Here is a 17778-nt window from a genome sequence, read left to right as displayed (position 1 = left end):
CCGCCTGACTTGCTCCCCCCAGACTAAAAGCACGTGGCCCGGTCATCCCGGTGCCCTACCCTTGCGTCACGCTGCCGCAGGCAGCGCGAACACCATACGCCGTAGTATGCTCATACCCATGCAACACCCGCCTGAGGATTGCGCCATGTCCCACCGCTTCCGTCCCCGCCTCGCCCTTGCCCTGATCGTCATCGCCTCGCTGGGCCTGACCGCCTGCAACAAGACGGTCAAACGTGTCTCCGAGCCGGCCGCCAGCGTGCAGGAGTTGACGGTGCGTGCCGATGGCAGCTGGACAGTCGCGCTGCGCCTACAGAACTTCAGCTCGATGCCGATGACCTTCGATTCCGTCTCGCTGCAGCTCACGGTCAGCGACCAGGACGCCGGCCAGCTGCAGCTGCAGCCCGCGCTGTCGATCGGCGGGGTGTCGGCCGATGTGGTCAACGTGGAGCTCAAGCCAAGCTCGGGCGCACGCCTGGTAATGGCCGATGCACTCGCCGGCAACCGCACCCTGGGGTATTCGCTGAAGGGGTCGGTGAGCGCCACCCCGCAGGAAAAGAAGCAACGCACCTTCGAGATTGACAGCCGCAGCACGCTCAACCAGGCCCCCGGCCTGCCCGGCGTCCTGCGCTGACCGGCGGCTTTCCGCCTTCCTTCGCCACTGATCGAGACCGTACCCGATGAGCAGCTACACCGCCCCGCTTTCCGATATCCGTTTCGCCCTGCATGACGTGCTGAAGGTCGAGCCGCTGTTCGCGCGCCTCGGCCTGACCGATGCCACCGCCGATGTGGTCGATGCCGTGCTGGAAGAAGCCGGCCGCTTCAGCACCAGCGTGCTGGCACCGTTGAACAGTGTGGGCGACGAGATCGGCTGCGTGCTCGACCAGGCCACCGGCGAGGTCACCACCCCGCCCGGCTTCAAGCAGGCCTACACGCAGTTCGTCGACGGCGGCTGGACCGGCCTGACCGCTGCGCCGGAGCTGGGTGGCCAGGGCCTGCCGCATACGCTGGGCGTGCCGCTCAACGAAATGATCAACGCCGCCAACCTGGCCTGGGGCAACTTCCCGCTGCTCTCGCACGGCGCGATCGAAGCGCTCAAGCAGCACGGCGAGGCGTGGCAGCAGGACGCCTTCCTGAAGCCGCTGATCGAAGGCCGCTGGACCGGCACCATGTGCCTGACCGAACCGCATTGCGGCACCGACCTGGGCCTGCTCAAGACCAAGGCCGAGCCGAACGCGGACGGCAGCTACGCGATCACCGGCACCAAGATCTTCATCACCGCCGGTGAGCACGACCTCACCGACAACATCGTGCACCTGGTGCTGGCCAAGCTGCCCGACGCACCGGCCGGTGCCAAGGGCATCTCGCTGTTCGTCACCCCGAAGTTCAAGGTCGACCGCGAGGGCAAGGTCGGCGAGCGCAACGCGCTGCGCTGCGGCTCGATCGAACACAAGATGGGCATCAAGGGCTCGGTCACCTGCGTGATGAACTTCGACGGTGCCGAAGGCTATCTGGTCGGTCAGCCGCACAAGGGCCTGCAGGCAATGTTCACCATGATGAACACCGCACGCCTGGGGGTCGGCCTGCAGGGCATCGGCCTGTCCGAGCGTGCCTACCAGAACGCGCTCAAGTACGCCCGCGAGCGCCTGCAGTCGCGCTCGCTGAGTGGCCCGAAGAACCCGGAAAAGCCGGCCGATCCGATCCTGGTCCACCCGGACGTGCGGCGTATGCTGCTGACCATCAAATCGCTGGTGGAAGGCAGCCGCCTGCTCGCGCTGCACGCGGCTACCCTGATCGACATCGCCCACCACGCCGACGATGCCGGCGAGCGTGAGCGCGCCGATACCCTGGTGAGCTTCCTGACCCCGATCTCCAAGGCCTGCCAGACCGAATGGGGCATCGAGAACACCTACAACGCCCTGCAGTGCTTCGGTGGCCACGGCTACATCCGCGAGCACGGCATGGAGCAGCTGGCCCGCGATGCGCGCATCACCACGCTGTACGAAGGCACCACCGGCATCCAGGCGCTGGACCTGATCGGCCGCAAGACCGCGTCCAGCCAGGGCGCCGGACTGAAGCTGATGCTCGCCGAGATCGAGGCCTTCGCCAAGGCCAATGAAGGCAACGAGGCGCTGGCCGAGTTCATCGCGCCGCTGCGCGCCAAGGCCGACGAATGGGGCAAGCTGACCATGGCAACGCTGCAGCGCGCGGCCGGCAACCCGGATGAGCTCGGCGCGGCCAGCTTCGATTACCTGTTCTACTCGGGCTATGTGGTGCTGGCCTACTGGTGGGCGCGCAGCGTCGCCGCCGCCGATGCCTCCGCGCAGAGCGCGGCGTTCAAGCAGGCCAAGCGCGAAACCGCCCGGTTCTACTTCGCCCGCGTGCTGCCGCGGACGCTGAGCCACGCCGCCGCGATCCAGGCCGGCGCCGAGCCGCTGATGGCGATGACCGACGCGCACTTCGGCGAAGGTTGATCGTTGACCGGCCCACCGACCAACGGTCGGTGGCTACCGGTGGGACGGTCGGTGGTTACCGGTCGGATGGTTGGTGGTTACCGGTCGGACGGTTGGTGGCTACCGGTCGCCCCGGGTAGGTGCCGACCGTTGGTCGGCACCCCGATACACCTTCTGGAGAAAAGCCCCCTTGATGTTCAAGGGGGCGCGCCGACAGGCGCGGGGCTTAGGTGGAATGCCTGTCCGAATCGTTACGAATTGGGTAGGGGCGCAAGCCCCTATACCCAATTCGTAACGATTCGGGTATAAGCTGTTTTCCCGATGGAGACAGACACTACACGCTTGGGTCTGATCGATACCGGAGCCTCGTCCGCCCCGGTCGCCGAGGTGTCGCCGATCGTTACGCTGCATCGGCCCGGTTCGGTACGGTTATTGGCCCTGGACGCCCACGGGCGCGTGCTCGACTGGATCAATTGGCAGGATGCCTCCTGCCTCTACGCGCGCGGCGCGGTGGCCTGGACCCTCGGCGACCCCTGCCTGCACATCCATGGCGGCATCTGCCGCACCACCGGCCTGCAGAGTGGCCTGGACCTGCACCCGATCATCGCCGCCCGCGGCCACGCCCGCTCCCGCGCGATCGATCCCACCCCGAACCTGTCCAATCCCGCGCTGTTCGCGCGCGATTCGCACCTGTGCCTGTACTGCGGGCAACAGTTCAATCGCCCCCAGCTGACCCGCGACCACGTCATGCCGATCTCCAAGGGCGGCCTGGACGTGTGGGAGAACGTGGTCAGCGCGTGCTTCCACTGCAATTCGCGCAAGAGCAACCGGACCCCGCAGCAGGCCGGCATGCCCTTGCTCGCGGTGCCCTACCGGCCGAGCTGGATCGAACACATGATCCTCTCCAACCGCAACATCCTGGCCGATCAGATGGCGTTCCTGAAGGCGCAGCTTCCCAAGCGTTCCAAGCTCTCCGCCTGAGCGCGCTGCGACGTTCTGTCGCAGCCACCGTCACCGTTTACTCACTGAAAAGGCGGTTTGCTTGCCCCACCCCCATTTGGGGGGGAAAATAGGCGCTCAGAAGAAGCGCGATAAACATGATCGACTCCGCCCGCTATCCCCGCCTTGCGCGCATCCAGTCACCGGATGACCTGCGCAGGTTCGATGAATCCGAACTGCCCGCGATCGCGGATGAACTGCGTGCCTACCTGATTGAATCGGTGGGCAAGAGCGGCGGCCATTTCGGCGCCGGCCTGGGCGTGATCGAACTGACCGTCGCCCTGCACTACCTGTATCAGACACCGGTCGATCAGCTCGTCTGGGATGTCGGCCATCAGACCTACCCGCACAAGATCCTGACCGGCCGCCGCGACGAGATCCACACGGTCAAGCAGAAGGACGGCGTCGCGCCGTTCCCGAAGCGCGAGGAAAGCGAGTACGACACCTTCGGCGTCGGCCATTCCTCCACCTCGATCTCGGCCGCGCTGGGCATGGCGATCGCGCGCCAGGCCGAAGGCGATGACCGCAAGGTCGTGGCCGTGATCGGCGACGGCGCGATGACCGCGGGCATGGCGTATGAAGCGCTCAACCATGCCGGTGGCATGGACAGCGAGCCGAACCTGCTGGTGATCCTCAACGACAACAACATGTCGATCTCCGAGGCGGTCGGCGGGCTGACCAAGATGCTCGGCCGCGCCACCGGCAGCCGCACGCTCAATGCGCTGCGCGAAGGCGGCAAGAAGATCCTCGGCGACAAGAAGCACAACCCGACCGCGCGCTTCGTCAAGCGCTGGGAAGAGCACTGGAAGGGCATGTTCGTGCCCTCCACCTTCTTCGAGGAAATGGGCTTCCATTACACCGGTCCGATCGACGGCCATGACGTGCCGGCGCTGGTCGCCACGCTGAAGACGCTCAAGAGTCTGAAGGGCCTGAAGCTGCTGCACGTGATGACCACCAAGGGCAAGGGTTACGAGCGCGCCGAAGGCGACCAGATCGGTTACCACGCCGTCGGCCCGTTCGATCCGGACAAGGGCCTGGTCTCCAAGAGTGGCGCCAAGAAACCAACCTATACCGACGTCTTCAGCGACTGGCTGTGCGATGCCGCGGCCGCCGAGCCGAAGCTGATGGGAATCACCCCGGCGATGCGCGAAGGCTCGGGCCTGGTGCGCTTCAGCAAGGAATTCCCGGAGCGCTATTTCGACGTGGCCATCGCCGAGCAGCACGCGGTGACCTTGGCCGCCGGCATGGCCACCCAGGGCGCCAAGCCGGTGGTGGCGATCTACTCGACCTTCCTGCAGCGCGCGTACGACCAGCTGGTCCACGACGTCGCCGTGCAGGAGCTGGATGTGCTGTTCGCGATCGACCGCGCTGGCGTGGTCGGCCCGGACGGCGCGACCCATGCCGGCAACCTGGACCTGAGCTTCCTGCGCTGCGTGCCGCACATGGTGGTGATGGCGCCGTCCGATGAGGCCGAGTGCCGCCAGATGTTGACCACCGGCCTGCGCTACGCCGGCCCGGCCGCCGTGCGCTATCCGCGCGGCAGTGGCACCGGTATCGCCGCCGGCACGGACCTGTCCACGCTGGAGATCGGCAAGGCCGACCTGCGCCTGCAGGGCAGCCGCATCGCCCTGCTCGCCTTTGGCAGCACCGTGAGCGCCGCCGAACAGGTGGGCCGCGAGCTGGGCCTGACCGTGGTCAACATGCGCTTCATCAAGCCGTTGGACCGCGCCCTGCTGCTGGAACTGGCGCAGCGCCACGAAGGCTTCGTGACCATCGAGGACAACGTGGTCGCCGGCGGTGCCGGCTCCGGTGTGGCCGAGCTGCTCAACGCCGAAGACGTGCTCAGGCCGTTCCTGCACCTGGGCCTGCCGGACAGCTTCCAGCACCATGCCAGCCGCGAAGACCTGCTGGCCGAGGCCGGCATCGATGCCGCCGGCATCCGCCAGGCCGTGCTCAAGCGCTGGCCGATGCTGGTCAAGAGCGGCCAGCCGCTCAGCGCCACGGGCTGACCGCTCGCGGCACGCGGCCTGTCATCGGTGATGGCAGGCCGCCAGGATCGGCAATGCCGATCAATTCACCGCGAACTGACCGCGGCAACCGCCCGCCACCCACACACCGCTGCGGTCCCAACCCCAGGTTTCCCCTTCGATGCAGGCGGTCTTGGACGTCTGCCGGACCAAGCGTGCATCACGCCGGATGGTCACGTTGCAGCGGCGCTGCCGACGATCGTTGGAATCGCAGGTGATCAGCTCGCCACGGCCATTGCCATGGCCGCCGTTGTTCCAGCCGCCACCATTGTTGCCCCACCCCCCGTGCGAGGGCCGGCCGCGCTCGGCGACGAACTCCGCCCGGCACCCCTGCGTCACCCAGACGCCACCGCGCGCCTGGCCCCAGGTCTGGCCTTCAACACAAGGCGAGCCGGAGATCTGCCGCACCAGGCGTGCACGACCGGGCAGCGCGCACTGCTGGGTGCGGTTCTTGATCGATTCGCAGCGCACCGGGCCACCGTTGTAGCCGTCGTCGTAATAGCGGTCGTAGTTCTGCGCCTGGGCCGCACCGGCCAGCGCCATCAGTGCGGGCACCACGGCCCATAGCCAGCGGTTCGACCCCGTGGGCTTCCTGTTGCTCATCATGCATTCCTCGTTACCGTGTGGGGAGGCGCACAGGATCGGCGATCGTCCCGGCGGGCGACATAGGCCAGAAGTCGCTGATTTCATCCCCTATTTAGGTAACCGACGCGGAGCTGACCGGCACAGCGTGCCTCGCGTCACATCCTCTTCCGCGAGGCGGGGATGCGGCTCAGCCGTAGCGGACCGCGTCCACATAGGTTTCCAGCACCTGCACGCGGACCGCACTGCTGTGGCCGGTCTCGGCATAGTGCTCGCGTGCCAGCGCATCGGCGAAATCGAAGGCGGTGGCGCCGCTGCGGAAGGCGATGGGTGCGGATTTGGCCGGGTGCAGGACGTGCCAGCGGCGCTCGATGTGTTGCAGTTTGATCACCATGTGGATCGTTCCTTTGCGGCATGCCTGGGCGGGAAGCTCACGACGGGAGGGATCCATCCCTCACCAGGAACGATAGAGCAGGCCGCAGCCTGCCGGTATCGGATTAGTCTGATTCTGCTCAGCCGTCGGTGCCGAGGAACCGGAACGGTTCGGACGGCTGGAACCGGGGCAGCGCGTCGCCGGCGAACACATTGCGCTGGTCCGGACCCAGGTCAAGTTTCAGCACCGGCGCGCCGTGCGAGAAATCCGCCTTGTTGAGGTCCACCCAGAAGGTATTGGGGGTCATCGCCGATTCGAAGAAATACAGCCTGCGCTTGTGGTCGGCCACGGTCCGCCAGCGCGTGGAAGAGATGTTCGGTTCACCTGGCGTGGTGATCCCATAGGGCACGGAGACGTTGCGGATCACGCTGAACACACTGGCCAGCGCCACCACCGGATCCTCGCTTTTGGGAATGGCGTTGATGTAGAACTTGGCGCGCGCGAAACGATCGGCCGAGCGGTTCGTGCCGGGCAACATCACGGTGCCGCCGATGTCCTGCCAGTACGCGTTGAGCGCCAGCTGCTGATCGAACACCGGCGAGTTGGTCATGACCTGGTAAGCACGGTCGTGGTGGATCACCTGCTTGCCCTGGATGTATTCCACGATGGCACTGTCGCCGCTGGCATCAGACAGCGACAGGTGCAGCGTGGCCAGCCGCGACTCGCCGGGCACCTTGTCGGTCACGATCGAAAACGGTTCGCGTTCGAGCGCAGCGACGGCCTCGGCGACGGTAGCGAAATTGTCGAGCACATACTGCGCCCACAACGAAATCGCCAGCCCTGGCCTGCTGCCGCGCTGTTGCGGGTATTCGGATTCGGCGAGCCACAACAGGTTGGCGGACAGTCCGGCTTCGTTGAGGCCATCGGTGGTGGAGATGTCATAACCGCTGGCGACCACGCTGCCGTAGCGCGAAGTCCAGCGGATCGAACGCGGACCGGCCTGGCCATCGCGGGCGATGCCTTTCGGCAGCACCCACAGGTTGGTGGCGATGTCGCTCTTCCAGTCCATCGAGCGGGCGGTGATGACGTCCTGGTTGTCGCCCAGGTAGACCACGCGCGTGCAGGCATCGGCCTGGGCGGAGACACAGGCGAGTGCCGCAGCGAGTGCGATGTGACGCATCGAAAACAGTGTTTTCATGACGTGCCTCCTGGCAGTGGCGCTGACAACCTGGCGTCAAACCTGATACCGGCGATGTCCACACAGGCGGGTCGCACGCATCCTGCTTCAACGCATCATCGCGTTCCGCGGTGCTCGTCACGGACTACAACGCAACATCGGCAGAATCGTCGAGCGTCATATCAGCCCACGCCCGGTGATGGAGGAGTGAACCCTGCATCCTGCCGCCTGCTGCGCTGTGCCGCCGGCCGGGCCGGCGAAACGCTGACCAACGCGGGCTCAGCCGTCCTTGTTCTTGCCGCCGAAATCCAGCGGCTTGCTGTCGCGGCCGCGGTCATCGTTGAAACGGATGTTCAGCTCATTGCAGCGGCTTTCGCGGCTGGCCACCTGCGCCGGCAGTTCCTTCACCAGCGGGGAATCCTCGCACTGCGGGCGCGAGGCGACGTCGTCATAGGTGGCACACCCGGACAGGCCGGACAGGGCCAGGCCGGATACCGCGATCACAGGGAACAGCGAACGTACGCGCATCGAACCGGCACCTGAAAGGGGACGCAGCTGTTGTCCCACGATGCCCGGGCCCGATCACCTGCCATTGGTCATGCCGGGGCCAGCGCCGGGTGCGGGCGCGGGTCCACCGGCAGCACGACCAGGAACCGCGCACCGCCACCGGGCGCGGCATCCACGGCGATGGTCCCGGCATGACGCAGCACGATTTCCCGGGCCAGATGCAGGCCAAGGCCGCTGCCGCTGCCACTGGGCCGCAAGCGATGGAACGGCTCGAACACGGACAGCCGCTCGGCCTCCGGCACGCCCGGGCCCTCATCGCTGACCGACAGGCAGCCGTCGTCGTGCAGCGCCACGGCGATCATGCCCCGCCCGCCGCCGTGGGCAATGGCGTTCTGCAGCAGGCTGGCGATCACCCGGTGCAGCGCGTGCGGGTCGCCGCGCACCCAGATCGGCTGCTCGGGGGCGTCCACCGAGAACCCGTAGCCGGCATCCACCACCAGCGGCGCCACATCGGCGGCCACCTCGCGGGTCAGCGCGGACAGGTCGATGCGCTGGGACTGGCTGCCATGCCGATCCAGCCGCTGCAGATCCAGCAACTGCTCGGCAATGTTGCTCAGGCGGCTCAGGTCCAGTTGCAGGCGCGAACGCGCATCGCCCGGCGGCAGGTCGGCCAGGCGCGTGGCCAGGATCGCGATCGGCATGCGCAGTTCATGCGCCGCACCGGCCAGGAAGCGGTCCTGTGCGTCGTAGCTTTCACCGATGCGGCGGACGGCCGCGTTGAAGGCGTCCACCAGCGGGTAGATTTCCAGCGGTACCGCGCGGGTATCCAGGCCGCTGCCACGCTCGTTGACCTGGATCGCGGCCGCCTGCGCGGCCACACGGTTGACCCCGCGCAGCGCGCGATGGATCACCCACGGTGCCACCACCAGGGTGATCACCAGCACCGGCAGCGCGATCCAGCCGCCCAGGTAGCGGAAGATCAACAGCAGCTGGCGCACGATGCTGCGCTCGGGAATGCCCCCCACCGCCACGTGCAGTCGCCCTTCCGGCCGATCAGCGACCACCACGCGCACGGCGAGCGCATCGGCATTGATGCGGGTGCGGATGTCGGTCTGCTCGATCTGATCCAGCCGTGCCACCAACTGACGGTACTGCACGGGAACATCGCCATGCACCAGGCGTCGGCCCTGCTCATCGGCGGCGGCGAACCAGAATGTTGCCGGCGGCCGTGGTACCACTGCCGCGACCTTCGGCAGATCCGCTTCCAGTCCCTGGGGGCCGACGGTGATCGCCGAGGCGATCTGGTCGCTGGCTTTCCAGTCGATGTAGGCCGAGCGGCGATCGCCGTAGGTCAGCACCATCGCACTCAATGCCAGCGCGATCGTGGCGGCCTGGATCAGGCAGACCTTCCACACCAGGTTGAACGCCAGGGAATCGGGCTTGAGCAATCTCACGGCGTGTCCTTGAGCAGATACCCAATCCCGCGCATGACGTGGATCTCCACGCCCGCATCCGCTTCCAGCAGCGCTTTGCGCAGCTTGGAGACATGCGCGTCCAGCGCGTTGGACTGGATCGCGTCGTCGAAACCGTACACGGCCTCCAGCAATGAAGCGCGCCCCACCGTGCGCCCCTGGCGCAGCGCCAGTGCCTCCAGCACCAGCAGCTGCCGTCGCGGCAGCGCCAGCAGCACCTCGGACACGCGCGCCTCGCGCGAGACGAAATCGAACTGCAGCCGGCCCAGCGACAACACCGGCAAGGTGATCTGCGAGGGCCGCCGCGAGATCGCGCGGATCCGCGCGAGCAGCTCTTCGACGGCGAACGGCTTGGTCAGGTAATCGTCCGCGCCGACGTCCAGCCCGGTGACCCGGTCGGCCACCGACGCGCGCGCGGTCAGCATGATCACCGGCAGGTTCGGCACGTGCTCGCGCGCGATGCGGACGAAGCTGGCGCCATCGCCATCGGGCAGCTGCCGGTCCAGCAGCAGGATCTGGTGGACGCCGGCCTTGAGCGCTTCATCGGCCTGCGCCATCGTGCCGACCACGTCGACCACCATGCCGTGGCGCGCCAGGCTGACCTGGATCGCGCTGGCCATTTCCGGATCATCCTCCAGGAGAAGAAGGCGCATGGGAGCGGTGCCTGCGGGTACGAAGGAGGCGATGGTACCGCGCAGCCGGACGTAACGTTCCGACAATGTAGGGCGCCCACCATGACACTCCGGTTGTTCCCCTTCGGCAGGCCCATGCACGTCCGTTTTCGTTTTTCGCGTCCGCTTTCCACCCTGACTGGCCTGGCCCTGGCCAGTGCGTTCATCGCTACCGCCGCCCAGGCAGCCGATGCCCCCGAGACGGGCAGGAAAAGCAGCGTCGGCATTGCCGTCGTCGCGCTCAAGGCCCCCTACGCCGGCTACGACACCGATCGCCTGGCCGCCCCGATCGTGAGCTGGGAAGGCCGTTCGTTCTTCTTCCGCGGGGGCAGCGTGGGCTATCGCCTGCACCAGACGGCGCAGTCCGAGCTGGCCCTGACCGCCTCGCCCTACGTGATGCGCTTCAAGCGCCGCGACAGCCACGACCCGCAGCTGCGCCAGCTCGACAACCGCAGCCTGTCCGGCATGCTCGGCGTCTCCTGGCGGCACCAGGCCGAATGGGGCGTGCTGCAGGCCAATGCGCAGGCAGAAGTGACCGGGCACGGCGGCGGCTTCTCGGCCGACGCCCGCTATGCCTACCCGATCCCGGCCGGCCGCGTGACGTTCATGCCTGCGGTGGGCCTGAACTACGCCAGCGCCGATCTGAACGACTACTACTTCGGTGTCAGCGAGCGCGAAGCCGCCCGCAGTGGCCTGGCGCACTACTCCGCCGGCAGCGGCGTGTCGCCCTACCTGGACATCGCCGCAGTGATGCCGCTGGGGCCGCGCTGGACCGCCACCGCCTCGATCCGCCGCACCTCGCTGGCCGATGCCGTGCGTGACAGCCCGATGACCCGTGGCGACCACATGGATACCGCCGCCCTCTCCCTCAGTTACGGATTCTGATCATGCATCAGGGAATCGTACGTCGTGTCGCGGATCTGGCCCTGCAGATCGAGCCGGACCGCGCCGCCGTTCTTGAATGGATTCTGCATTCCCCGCTGCCCACACTCGACGGGCAGACCACGTTCGAACTGGCCTGCGAGGGCCAGGGCGAGCGCGTCGTCGCGCTGCTGGACACCCTGCTGCGGCAGGGTGATCCGGTCCTGCCGCGCGGCTGATTCCTCGTTTTTCCCCCACCGGTGTCCTGGAGGCGCGAATGCACAACGCAACCGATACCTCGCTGCTGCAAGCAGCCAATGATGACCTCGCCGCGCATGCGATCGTGGCCAATCTCCACCGTGCGATCCAGCACCGCATGGACCGCGACAGCCAGGCCCACGGCCGGTTTTCGCGTGCCTACATCGCCGAGCTGTTCGACATCGGGCGCACCATCGGCGTCGAGTGCCGGCCGCACCACGTCGACAGCGAATGGGTCACCGCGCGGCGTTCGTGGCTCGATGCCGTGCTGCGCGACCATCCGCTGGACCATCGCGATGCGCAGCTGACCGCCGCCCGGCACGCCGCCGATGGGTTCCTGCTCCGCGCCTGCGTGCTCGGCTGTGACGCGACACCCGACGGAGCGACCGTGCGCATGCGCGATGCCCTCATCGCCATGACCCGACCGACACACTGACCGCTGCAGTTCGCCGCGGTGGCGCTGCGGCGCCGAGGAGTACAACCGCAGCACCGGCATCTGCACAGAAGCGCGAAAATCACCGTGCTACATTCCGGCCATGGAGCAGGCTGGCTGCTCCTTGATGCCGTGATGGTCCGGCCTGGAGTGTTTCCATGCGATGTACAGCGCTGCTGCTGTCCCTGGTGTTTTCCACTGCCGCATCCGCGCAGGAGGATGCGCCACCCGAGCTGGCCTTCGATCGCCCGGGCATCGGGTTTGCGGCTTCGACGCTGCCCCGCGGTGGCGTAGCGCTGGAGGCGGGACTGCCCAGCTTCAGCCGCGACCGCGACGCGGACGGGGTGCTGAGCACACAGTACAGTGCCGACCTCGCCCTGCGGATCGGCGTGGCCGGCAACGTTGAGCTGCAGGCGTTCACTTCGCCCTGGAACCACCTGCGCGTGGCGCCGCGCGATGCGCCGACCGCGCGCAGCCGTGGGGCCGGGGATCTCGGCATCGGCCTCAAAGTCGCCCTGCCCCTGCCATCGGACAGGCACGCCGTGGCCCTGCTGGCCACCACCACCTTTGCCACCGGCTCACGCGACTTCAGTGAGGGCGCGACGCAGTACGCGCTGGGCGCCAGCTATGAGTACGAGGTGAGCGATCGCTGGACCGGCGCGCTGTATGCCAACGTGACCCGCGGCGGCAGTGAGGACAGCGTCACCTGGGCGCCCAGCCTGAGTTTCGCCGCCACCGACACGGTCAGCACCTACCTGGAAGCGGGCTTCACCCATACGGACGGCGAGGCCTCGAGCAGGATCGCTGGCGCAGGGATCACCTGGATGGCGAGCCCGACCGTGCAGCTCGATGCGTCCTTCGATGTGGGGCTGGACGACGACAGCCCAGATACCCAGGCCGGGCTGGGCGTATCGGTGTACTTCAACTGAGGCTCGCGGGGCACGTGCTGCCCTGCAAACGAAAAGGCCTGCGCGAAACCGCGCAGGCCTTGGTGTGGAACCGCCGCGTGTTGACGCGACGGGTCAGGTCACCTTCTTGGCGATCGTCATGCCCAGCACGAACAGCACGACGGCGATGATGATGCCGGCCCAGAACAGGAACTTGGCGATGCCGATCGCAGCGCCGCCGATGCCGGCGAAACCGAGGGCACCGGCGATCAGGCCGATGACAGCAAAGATAATGGCCCACTTGATCATGATGATCCTTTCCCCGAATCGGGTTGAATGACAGGACTCCACGGTAGCCAGCAGGCTGTCTCACCTTCGTGAACGCGTCGGCTGAACGGCGTGAAGTTTGCCTCTCAAGCGGGGTCCGCTCAGCGCACGGCCTCGACAAAGACGGGATTGGAATAGAACCACAGGTCCTGCCACGGATCTTCGCCTGGCACATCGGGCAGCGGCGTCACCTCCGTAGTACTACTGCCGCGGGCACGGACGAAGCCGCCCCGGGCGGGGACCGGCAACACCCAGGACACCGAGCGCCATGCGCCGTCCACCTGCCAGTCGCTGGCGCCGAACACACGCGTTTGCATCACAGGCCCATTTCCACTGCCGGAGCCGCCCACGATCAACTCGACGTGATCCAGCACCGGGTGTCGCCCAGCGTGACTGGCTGAGGCCGGTACACGCACCCGCAGTTCCACGCGCATGGAGGCGTCAGGCGACATCGACAGCGTGCCGCCCATCGTGGCGCTACGTACCTCGGCGTCGTTCGCAGTCACACGCAACTCCAGTGCATCGATCAGATCGCCGGTCACCGCGAACATCCGCCCGTGTCGAAGGCCATCGAGGATGTCCTCGGCGTCCCGCCGCGCCCAGACATGGGTCTTGCTGTACTGGCCCGGATCGAAGTCACTGCCGCCATCACGCTGGTTGACGTGCGAATCGGAGCTGGCCGTGATCCAGAAGCGGTGACCCTCGGCGAGCAGCGCGTCCCAGATGCCGCCCACCGTCGCTGTCATCTGGTCGAAACCGCCCAGGGTCGGTGCATCGGCATTGCGATACAGGCCACGATGGACACGGGTGGCCTGATGGCCCGGCGCGCCTTCCATGCCAACCAGCACCTGCGGTGCGGCTGCATGCCAGGCCCGCAGTTCATCGGGCTCGACATCGCCCCACCGGCCCATCGCGGTGGCGGTGCGCGAGGGGTGATTGATGAACATCAACGGGGGTGCCGGCAGCGCCCGCATGCGGGCCAGTGCATCGAGCATCGTCTGCCCATCATCGCGGCTGCCCTGCAGCGGCTCGCTGCGGCTGTAATCGCGTTCGATCGCGACCAGCTGATCGCGTTCCTGCGGACCGGGCGCGATGATCAGCGAGGCGTGTTCGCCCGCCGGTACGTCGAACTCCATGCCGTTGAACTGGATCAGTCCGGGCACTTCGCGCCGGGCGTCCAGCAGCGCCGGCCACGCATGGTCCCGGGTGACCGCGGAATGTCCCGGCCCGCCGTGATCGGTATGCACCATCCACGCCAGCCCATTGGCGAGCGCCTGCCGGGCGTTATGGGTGCGGGTGTAGGACGAGTCGCCGCCACGGATCGGCGTCGGCGGCAGGGTGCTGCGATCCCAGTCCACGCTCCACTCGCTGTGGACATGGTGATCACCGGCCTGCCAGCTGCGGCCGGCATCGTCATCGGCCGCCTGGGCGACCACCGGCCACGCCAGCACGGCCACAAGCGGCAGGAAAAAGAAATGTCGCATCAAGTATTCCTCACAATCGGGCGGCCGCATCCGGGGCACGCGTACGCGCCTCCGGATGCACCGCGAAGCGGGCGGCTCAGAAGTCCGCGCGCAGGCCGAGACTGATACGGCGGCCGGAGCGTTCGTACATCGTCGGGAAGGCGGGATCGATGGTGTAGCCGGTGGTCGCCTGGTTGGTCAGGTTGATGCCCTTCAGGCTGAGTTTGATGCTGTCGGTGAGGCGATAGCCGATCGACACATCCACCTGGCCGTAGTCATCGCGCCAGATCGGGTACATGTTGTAGCCAATCGATTCGACGTACTCGCCCTTGTGGTTGTACGAGACGCGCGCGTCGAAGCGCTCGTTCTCGTAGTACACGGTGACGTTGTATGACTTCTCCGAAAGACCCGGCATCGGCGTACTCACGCCAAGGTCGGATTCGCCGGCCAGCGAGCTGTCCAGCATCGTGTAGTTGGCGTTGATGCCGAAGCCTTCCAGCGAGCGGTGCAGCATGCTCAGCGGAAGCTGCGCGATCAGCTCGACGCCTTTCACCACGTACGTTCCATCGGCGTTGATCGGCTGGTACACGTCGAAATCATAGGTGCCGTTGAGCGAGCCGTTGGCGTTGTAGACCGCCACATCCGGCACCACCCCGGTCAACGCATTGATCACCACACCGTCGATCTTCTTGTGGAAGTACGAGGTCGCGAGCAGGCCACCGTTGTCCAGGTACTTCTCCAGCCCCAGCTCCCACTGCTTGGCATAGGTAGGCTGCAGATCCGGGTTGCCATCGGTGAAGCGGAACGAGCTCCAGCTGGCGGTGCGCTTGTAGGCGATGTCGGTCAACGCAGGGCGGATGAAGGTCTTGGAGGCCGCGCCGCGCAGCACCAGGCCCTCGGCGAGCTCGGCGGTGGCATTCAGGCTCGGCAGCAGATCGTTGTAGCTGCCTTTGCGCGAGACAGGCGTGTCGGTATAGCCGGTGCTGCCGTCTGCCCGCTGGATCGGGTGGAAGCCGGAGGACTGCACCGAGGTATCCACGTAGCGCACGCCGGCGTTGATCGAGACCGGCACGCGGCCCACATCGAAGCCGATGTCGGTCATCGCGTACAGGCTGGTCACGTTCTCATCGACCCGGTAGTACTGACCCGGATCAAACGGCGTCGCGAAGCCCGGATAGCGGAAGGCACTGCGTGCGTAGTCGTTGGAGACCATCTTCCAGTCCAGGTCCTTCACCGAGTAGCCACCACCGGGCACGATGTCGCCGATCGACTGCAGCGGGCTGTCGGCCAGGGTCCGCTTGTTCACCCAGCTGTTGTTGCCCGCACCCGGCCCGTAGATCTTCGCTTCGCCGTACTCGCGCTGCTTGGATTTGTCGGTGTAGCGCGCACCGAACTGGACGCCGCGCAGGGCCGGCAGGAAGGCCAGTTCCAGCGCCTTGGTCACATCCACCTGGGCGGCGTACTTGTCATCGCTGACCTTCTCCAGCGTGGTTTCGTAGGCCTCGAACAGGTACTTTTCCGAAGCGTTGTACATGTCGATGCTGGCCGGGTTGGCGCTGGAAATCGTCTCGCCACTCTTGCCGGTCCAGCGGGTCCGCGAGGGCGCGTAGGCCACGTGCTTGAGGTTACTGGCATCCAGGGTCTTGTCGGCGCCGGAGTAGCCGACCATCGCATCCACGCCCCAGGTATCGCCCTGCCAATCCAGCGCCATGCTGTACTGGCTGAAGTCGGTCTTGTTGATCCGCTCCTTGCTCAGCATTTCGTGCTGGGTGGCGGTGTAGGACACATCGCGCAGCACCACGATGCCGTACTGCGACAGCGTGCTGGCGTCGTAGTCATGGATGGTCTCCAGCGTGCTGCGGCTGGAGGCGGAATACGCGGCTGCGTCGTACTCGTCTTCGGTGGTGTCGTAGCCGCCAAGCATCGCATCGAAGGTCACGCTGAAACGGCTGCTCGGGCGGTACTGCAGCGAGGCGGTGGCACCCCACTTGTCCTGGTCGTTCACGAACACGCGGTCACCGACCTTGTCCTGGAACACGATCAGGTTGCTTTCCTCGGTGTCGTTGCGGTTCTTGACCACCACACCGGCATCGCGGGCCAGCACCGCGGCAGCCTGCGTGCCGCGCGTGCCGGAGGCGCCCAGGAAGCGCGACATCGGGCGGAAATTGATTCCTGAGGTCGCGTCCGTGCGGTTGCTGCGCTTGGCGGTGGCGAAGGACACCAGACCACCCCAGTCGCCCCAGGTGTCACTGGCAAGGAAGGAAAATTTCGGGTCGACCTCTTCGGAGATCGAGTTGTGCGCGCCTTCGACCGACGCCACCAGCTTGCGGCCGGTGTAATCGAACGGGCGCGCGGTGGAGATCTGCACCGAGCCGGCGATGCCGCCCTCCTCGTCCGCCGCGGTCGGCGACTTCAGCACCGTCACCTGCTGGATGATCTCCGAGGCGAAGATGTCGAACTCGATGTCACGCCCACCGCTGCCCGACGCGGTGGCCAGGTTGTTGATCGAAACATGGGTGTACTCCGATGGCAGGCCACGCACATTGACGCGACTGCCCAGGCCCTTGTCGCGTTCGATGGTCACGCCGGGCATGCGCTGCAGGGCTTCGGCCAGGTTCTGCTCGGGAAAATCGGCCACGTCGGTGGCCACGATCGAGTCGGAGAAACCGATGGTGGCGCGCTTGATGTCCACCGCCTGCTCCAGGCTGCGGCTGTAGCTGCCGACCACGTCGATGCGCTCCAGCTGCTGCAGGCCGGCATCGCCGGCGCCCGCGGGTGCCGCTTCAAACGCCACGGCGGATGTGGCGACGGGCACGGCGGACGTGCCCGACGGTGCGGCGTCACTGCGCGCTTCAATGGTCACCGTGGTGTCGTTGAGATAGCGATAGCGCAGTCCGGTTCCGTCCAGCAGCTGCTCCAGGGCCTGCTGCGGCGCCAGGCCGGCGGGCATGGCGCGGGTGCGCGGGTTGCCGGCCTGCTGCGCGTTGTAGACGAACTGCAGTCCGGTCTGGCGCGACAGATCGTTGAGCGCACGGTCGAGCGGCTGGGCCGGAATCGCCTCGCTGGCAACACGCGATTCCTGCGCGGTGGCGGTGACGGCGGCGCTCTGCAGGGCAAGAGCGATCGAAAGGAAGAGAATGCGGCGCATCGTAGAAGTCCAGTGGGGTGGTATGAGCGTCGCGAGACGGAATCGTTCGCGCTTGCCTGGACTACGAGGGCGCAGGGCGCGGATCGGGCACCGGTATTTCGATGAATTTTTTTTGACAGCCCTTGGCAGCGCCGCGCGCAGTC

The 17778-nt window shown here is 66.7% G+C and carries 17 protein-coding genes; 8 read left to right on the top strand and 9 right to left on the bottom strand.

Going from position 1 to position 17778, the window contains the following annotated elements; all coding sequences use genetic code 11:
- Window positions 1-145: 145 nt before the first annotated feature.
- The 4 genes from HDC96_RS01360 (at window position 146) to dxs (ending at window position 5458) form a co-directional block, all read left to right on the top strand.
- Window positions 146-631 (top strand): LEA type 2 family protein, encoded by a 486-nt coding sequence (locus HDC96_RS01360; RefSeq protein WP_179458430.1) that lies wholly within the window; start codon window positions 146-148, stop codon window positions 629-631.
- 46 nt (window positions 632-677) lie between these two features.
- On the top strand, window positions 678-2471 hold the full coding sequence (locus HDC96_RS01355; RefSeq protein WP_179458429.1) for an acyl-CoA dehydrogenase C-terminal domain-containing protein: 1794 nt from the start codon (window positions 678-680) through the stop codon (window positions 2469-2471).
- 300 nt (window positions 2472-2771) lie between these two features.
- Window positions 2772-3431 carry an HNH endonuclease gene (locus HDC96_RS01350; protein WP_179458428.1) on the top strand — a complete coding sequence of 220 codons (660 nt, stop codon included), beginning with the start codon at window positions 2772-2774 and terminating at the stop codon, window positions 3429-3431.
- Window positions 3432-3547: 116 nt separating this feature from the next.
- A complete protein-coding gene (gene dxs, locus HDC96_RS01345) occupies window positions 3548-5458 on the top strand; it encodes a 1-deoxy-D-xylulose-5-phosphate synthase (protein ID WP_179458427.1) in 1911 nt (636 codons plus the stop codon).
- 60 nt (window positions 5459-5518) lie between these two features.
- Here dxs and HDC96_RS01340 read toward each other — a convergent pair whose 3' ends face one another.
- From HDC96_RS01340 to HDC96_RS01315, 6 genes are all read right to left on the bottom strand, one after another.
- Window positions 5519-6079 (bottom strand): DUF3011 domain-containing protein, encoded by a 561-nt coding sequence (locus HDC96_RS01340; protein WP_179458426.1) that lies wholly within the window; start codon window positions 6077-6079, stop codon window positions 5519-5521.
- 169 nt (window positions 6080-6248) lie between these two features.
- On the bottom strand, window positions 6249-6452 hold the full coding sequence (locus HDC96_RS01335) for a hypothetical protein (protein WP_179458425.1): 204 nt from the start codon (window positions 6450-6452) through the stop codon (window positions 6249-6251).
- Between the two features lie 118 nt (window positions 6453-6570).
- Window positions 6571-7611, bottom strand: coding sequence for a linear amide C-N hydrolase (locus tag HDC96_RS01330; RefSeq protein ID WP_306455622.1), 1041 nt, complete (start codon window positions 7609-7611; stop codon window positions 6571-6573).
- A 276-nt stretch (window positions 7612-7887) separates the two neighbouring features.
- Window positions 7888-8136, bottom strand: a complete 249-nt coding sequence (locus HDC96_RS01325) for a hypothetical protein (protein ID WP_179458423.1) — start codon at window positions 8134-8136, stop codon at window positions 7888-7890.
- 68 nt (window positions 8137-8204) lie between these two features.
- A complete protein-coding gene (locus HDC96_RS01320) occupies window positions 8205-9569 on the bottom strand; it encodes a HAMP domain-containing sensor histidine kinase (protein WP_179458422.1) in 1365 nt (454 codons plus the stop codon).
- Window positions 9566-10240, bottom strand: coding sequence for a response regulator transcription factor (locus tag HDC96_RS01315; protein ID WP_179458421.1), 675 nt, complete (start codon window positions 10238-10240; stop codon window positions 9566-9568). Before HDC96_RS01315 ends, HDC96_RS01320 begins: the two co-directional genes overlap by 4 nt.
- A gap of 114 nt (window positions 10241-10354) precedes the next feature.
- Between HDC96_RS01315 and HDC96_RS01310 the strand changes: the two genes are divergently transcribed.
- The 4 genes from HDC96_RS01310 (at window position 10355) to HDC96_RS01295 (ending at window position 12739) form a co-directional block, all read left to right on the top strand.
- Complete coding sequence (locus HDC96_RS01310; protein ID WP_179458420.1) at window positions 10355-11143, top strand: MipA/OmpV family protein; 789 nt, start codon at window positions 10355-10357, stop codon at window positions 11141-11143.
- Between the two features lie 2 nt (window positions 11144-11145).
- Window positions 11146-11358 (top strand): hypothetical protein, encoded by a 213-nt coding sequence (locus tag HDC96_RS01305; RefSeq protein WP_179458419.1) that lies wholly within the window; start codon window positions 11146-11148, stop codon window positions 11356-11358.
- Window positions 11359-11396: 38 nt separating this feature from the next.
- On the top strand, window positions 11397-11813 hold the full coding sequence (locus HDC96_RS01300) for a hypothetical protein (protein WP_179458418.1): 417 nt from the start codon (window positions 11397-11399) through the stop codon (window positions 11811-11813).
- Window positions 11814-11968: 155 nt separating this feature from the next.
- Entirely contained in the window at window positions 11969-12739 is a 771-nt protein-coding gene (locus HDC96_RS01295; protein ID WP_179458417.1) for a transporter, read from the top strand.
- Between the two features lie 93 nt (window positions 12740-12832).
- Here the strand turns inward: HDC96_RS01295 and HDC96_RS01290 are convergent, their stop codons facing one another.
- The 3 genes from HDC96_RS01290 to HDC96_RS01280 form a co-directional block, all read right to left on the bottom strand.
- A complete protein-coding gene (locus HDC96_RS01290; RefSeq protein ID WP_019182774.1) occupies window positions 12833-13006 on the bottom strand; it encodes a DUF1328 family protein in 174 nt (57 codons plus the stop codon).
- A gap of 119 nt (window positions 13007-13125) precedes the next feature.
- The gene (locus HDC96_RS01285) at window positions 13126-14508 is read right to left on the bottom strand and encodes a hypothetical protein (RefSeq protein WP_179458416.1); all 1383 of its coding nucleotides are present in this window, start codon (window positions 14506-14508) and stop codon (window positions 13126-13128) included.
- A 76-nt stretch (window positions 14509-14584) separates the two neighbouring features.
- Window positions 14585-17635 (bottom strand): TonB-dependent receptor, encoded by a 3051-nt coding sequence (locus HDC96_RS01280; protein ID WP_179458415.1) that lies wholly within the window; start codon window positions 17633-17635, stop codon window positions 14585-14587.
- Window positions 17636-17778: the final 143 nt, after the last annotated feature.

It is taken from the genome of Stenotrophomonas sp. JAI102 (assembly GCF_013409105.1).
In the GTDB taxonomy this organism is placed as follows: domain Bacteria; phylum Pseudomonadota; class Gammaproteobacteria; order Xanthomonadales; family Xanthomonadaceae; genus Stenotrophomonas; species Stenotrophomonas maltophilia_AA.
This window is presented reverse-complemented; position numbering and strand designations above follow the sequence as displayed.

Bases quoted from the DNA above. Each gene is read 5' to 3' on its own strand.
- HDC96_RS01360 (WP_179458430.1), top strand. From the start codon at position 146: ATGTCCCACCGCTTCCGTCCCCGCCTCGCCCTTGCCCTGATCGTCATC.
- HDC96_RS01355 (WP_179458429.1), top strand. From the start codon at position 678: ATGAGCAGCTACACCGCCCCGCTTTCCGATATCCGTTTCGCCCTGCAT.
- HDC96_RS01350 (WP_179458428.1), top strand. From the start codon at position 2,772: ATGGAGACAGACACTACACGCTTGGGTCTGATCGATACCGGAGCCTCG.
- dxs (WP_179458427.1), top strand. From the start codon at position 3,548: ATGATCGACTCCGCCCGCTATCCCCGCCTTGCGCGCATCCAGTCACCG.
- HDC96_RS01340 (WP_179458426.1), bottom strand. From the start codon at position 6,079: ATGAGCAACAGGAAGCCCACGGGGTCGAACCGCTGGCTATGGGCCGTG.
- HDC96_RS01335 (WP_179458425.1), bottom strand. From the start codon at position 6,452: ATGGTGATCAAACTGCAACACATCGAGCGCCGCTGGCACGTCCTGCAC.
- HDC96_RS01330 (WP_306455622.1), bottom strand. From the start codon at position 7,611: ATGCGTCACATCGCACTCGCTGCGGCACTCGCCTGTGTCTCCGCCCAG.
- HDC96_RS01325 (WP_179458423.1), bottom strand. From the start codon at position 8,136: ATGCGCGTACGTTCGCTGTTCCCTGTGATCGCGGTATCCGGCCTGGCC.
- HDC96_RS01315 (WP_179458421.1), bottom strand. From the start codon at position 10,240: ATGCGCCTTCTTCTCCTGGAGGATGATCCGGAAATGGCCAGCGCGATC.
- HDC96_RS01310 (WP_179458420.1), top strand. From the start codon at position 10,355: ATGCACGTCCGTTTTCGTTTTTCGCGTCCGCTTTCCACCCTGACTGGC.
- HDC96_RS01305 (WP_179458419.1), top strand. From the start codon at position 11,146: ATGCATCAGGGAATCGTACGTCGTGTCGCGGATCTGGCCCTGCAGATC.
- HDC96_RS01300 (WP_179458418.1), top strand. From the start codon at position 11,397: ATGCACAACGCAACCGATACCTCGCTGCTGCAAGCAGCCAATGATGAC.
- HDC96_RS01295 (WP_179458417.1), top strand. From the start codon at position 11,969: ATGCGATGTACAGCGCTGCTGCTGTCCCTGGTGTTTTCCACTGCCGCA.
- HDC96_RS01290 (WP_019182774.1), bottom strand. From the start codon at position 13,006: ATGATCAAGTGGGCCATTATCTTTGCTGTCATCGGCCTGATCGCCGGT.
- HDC96_RS01285 (WP_179458416.1), bottom strand. From the start codon at position 14,508: ATGCGACATTTCTTTTTCCTGCCGCTTGTGGCCGTGCTGGCGTGGCCG.
- HDC96_RS01280 (WP_179458415.1), bottom strand. From the start codon at position 17,635: ATGCGCCGCATTCTCTTCCTTTCGATCGCTCTTGCCCTGCAGAGCGCC.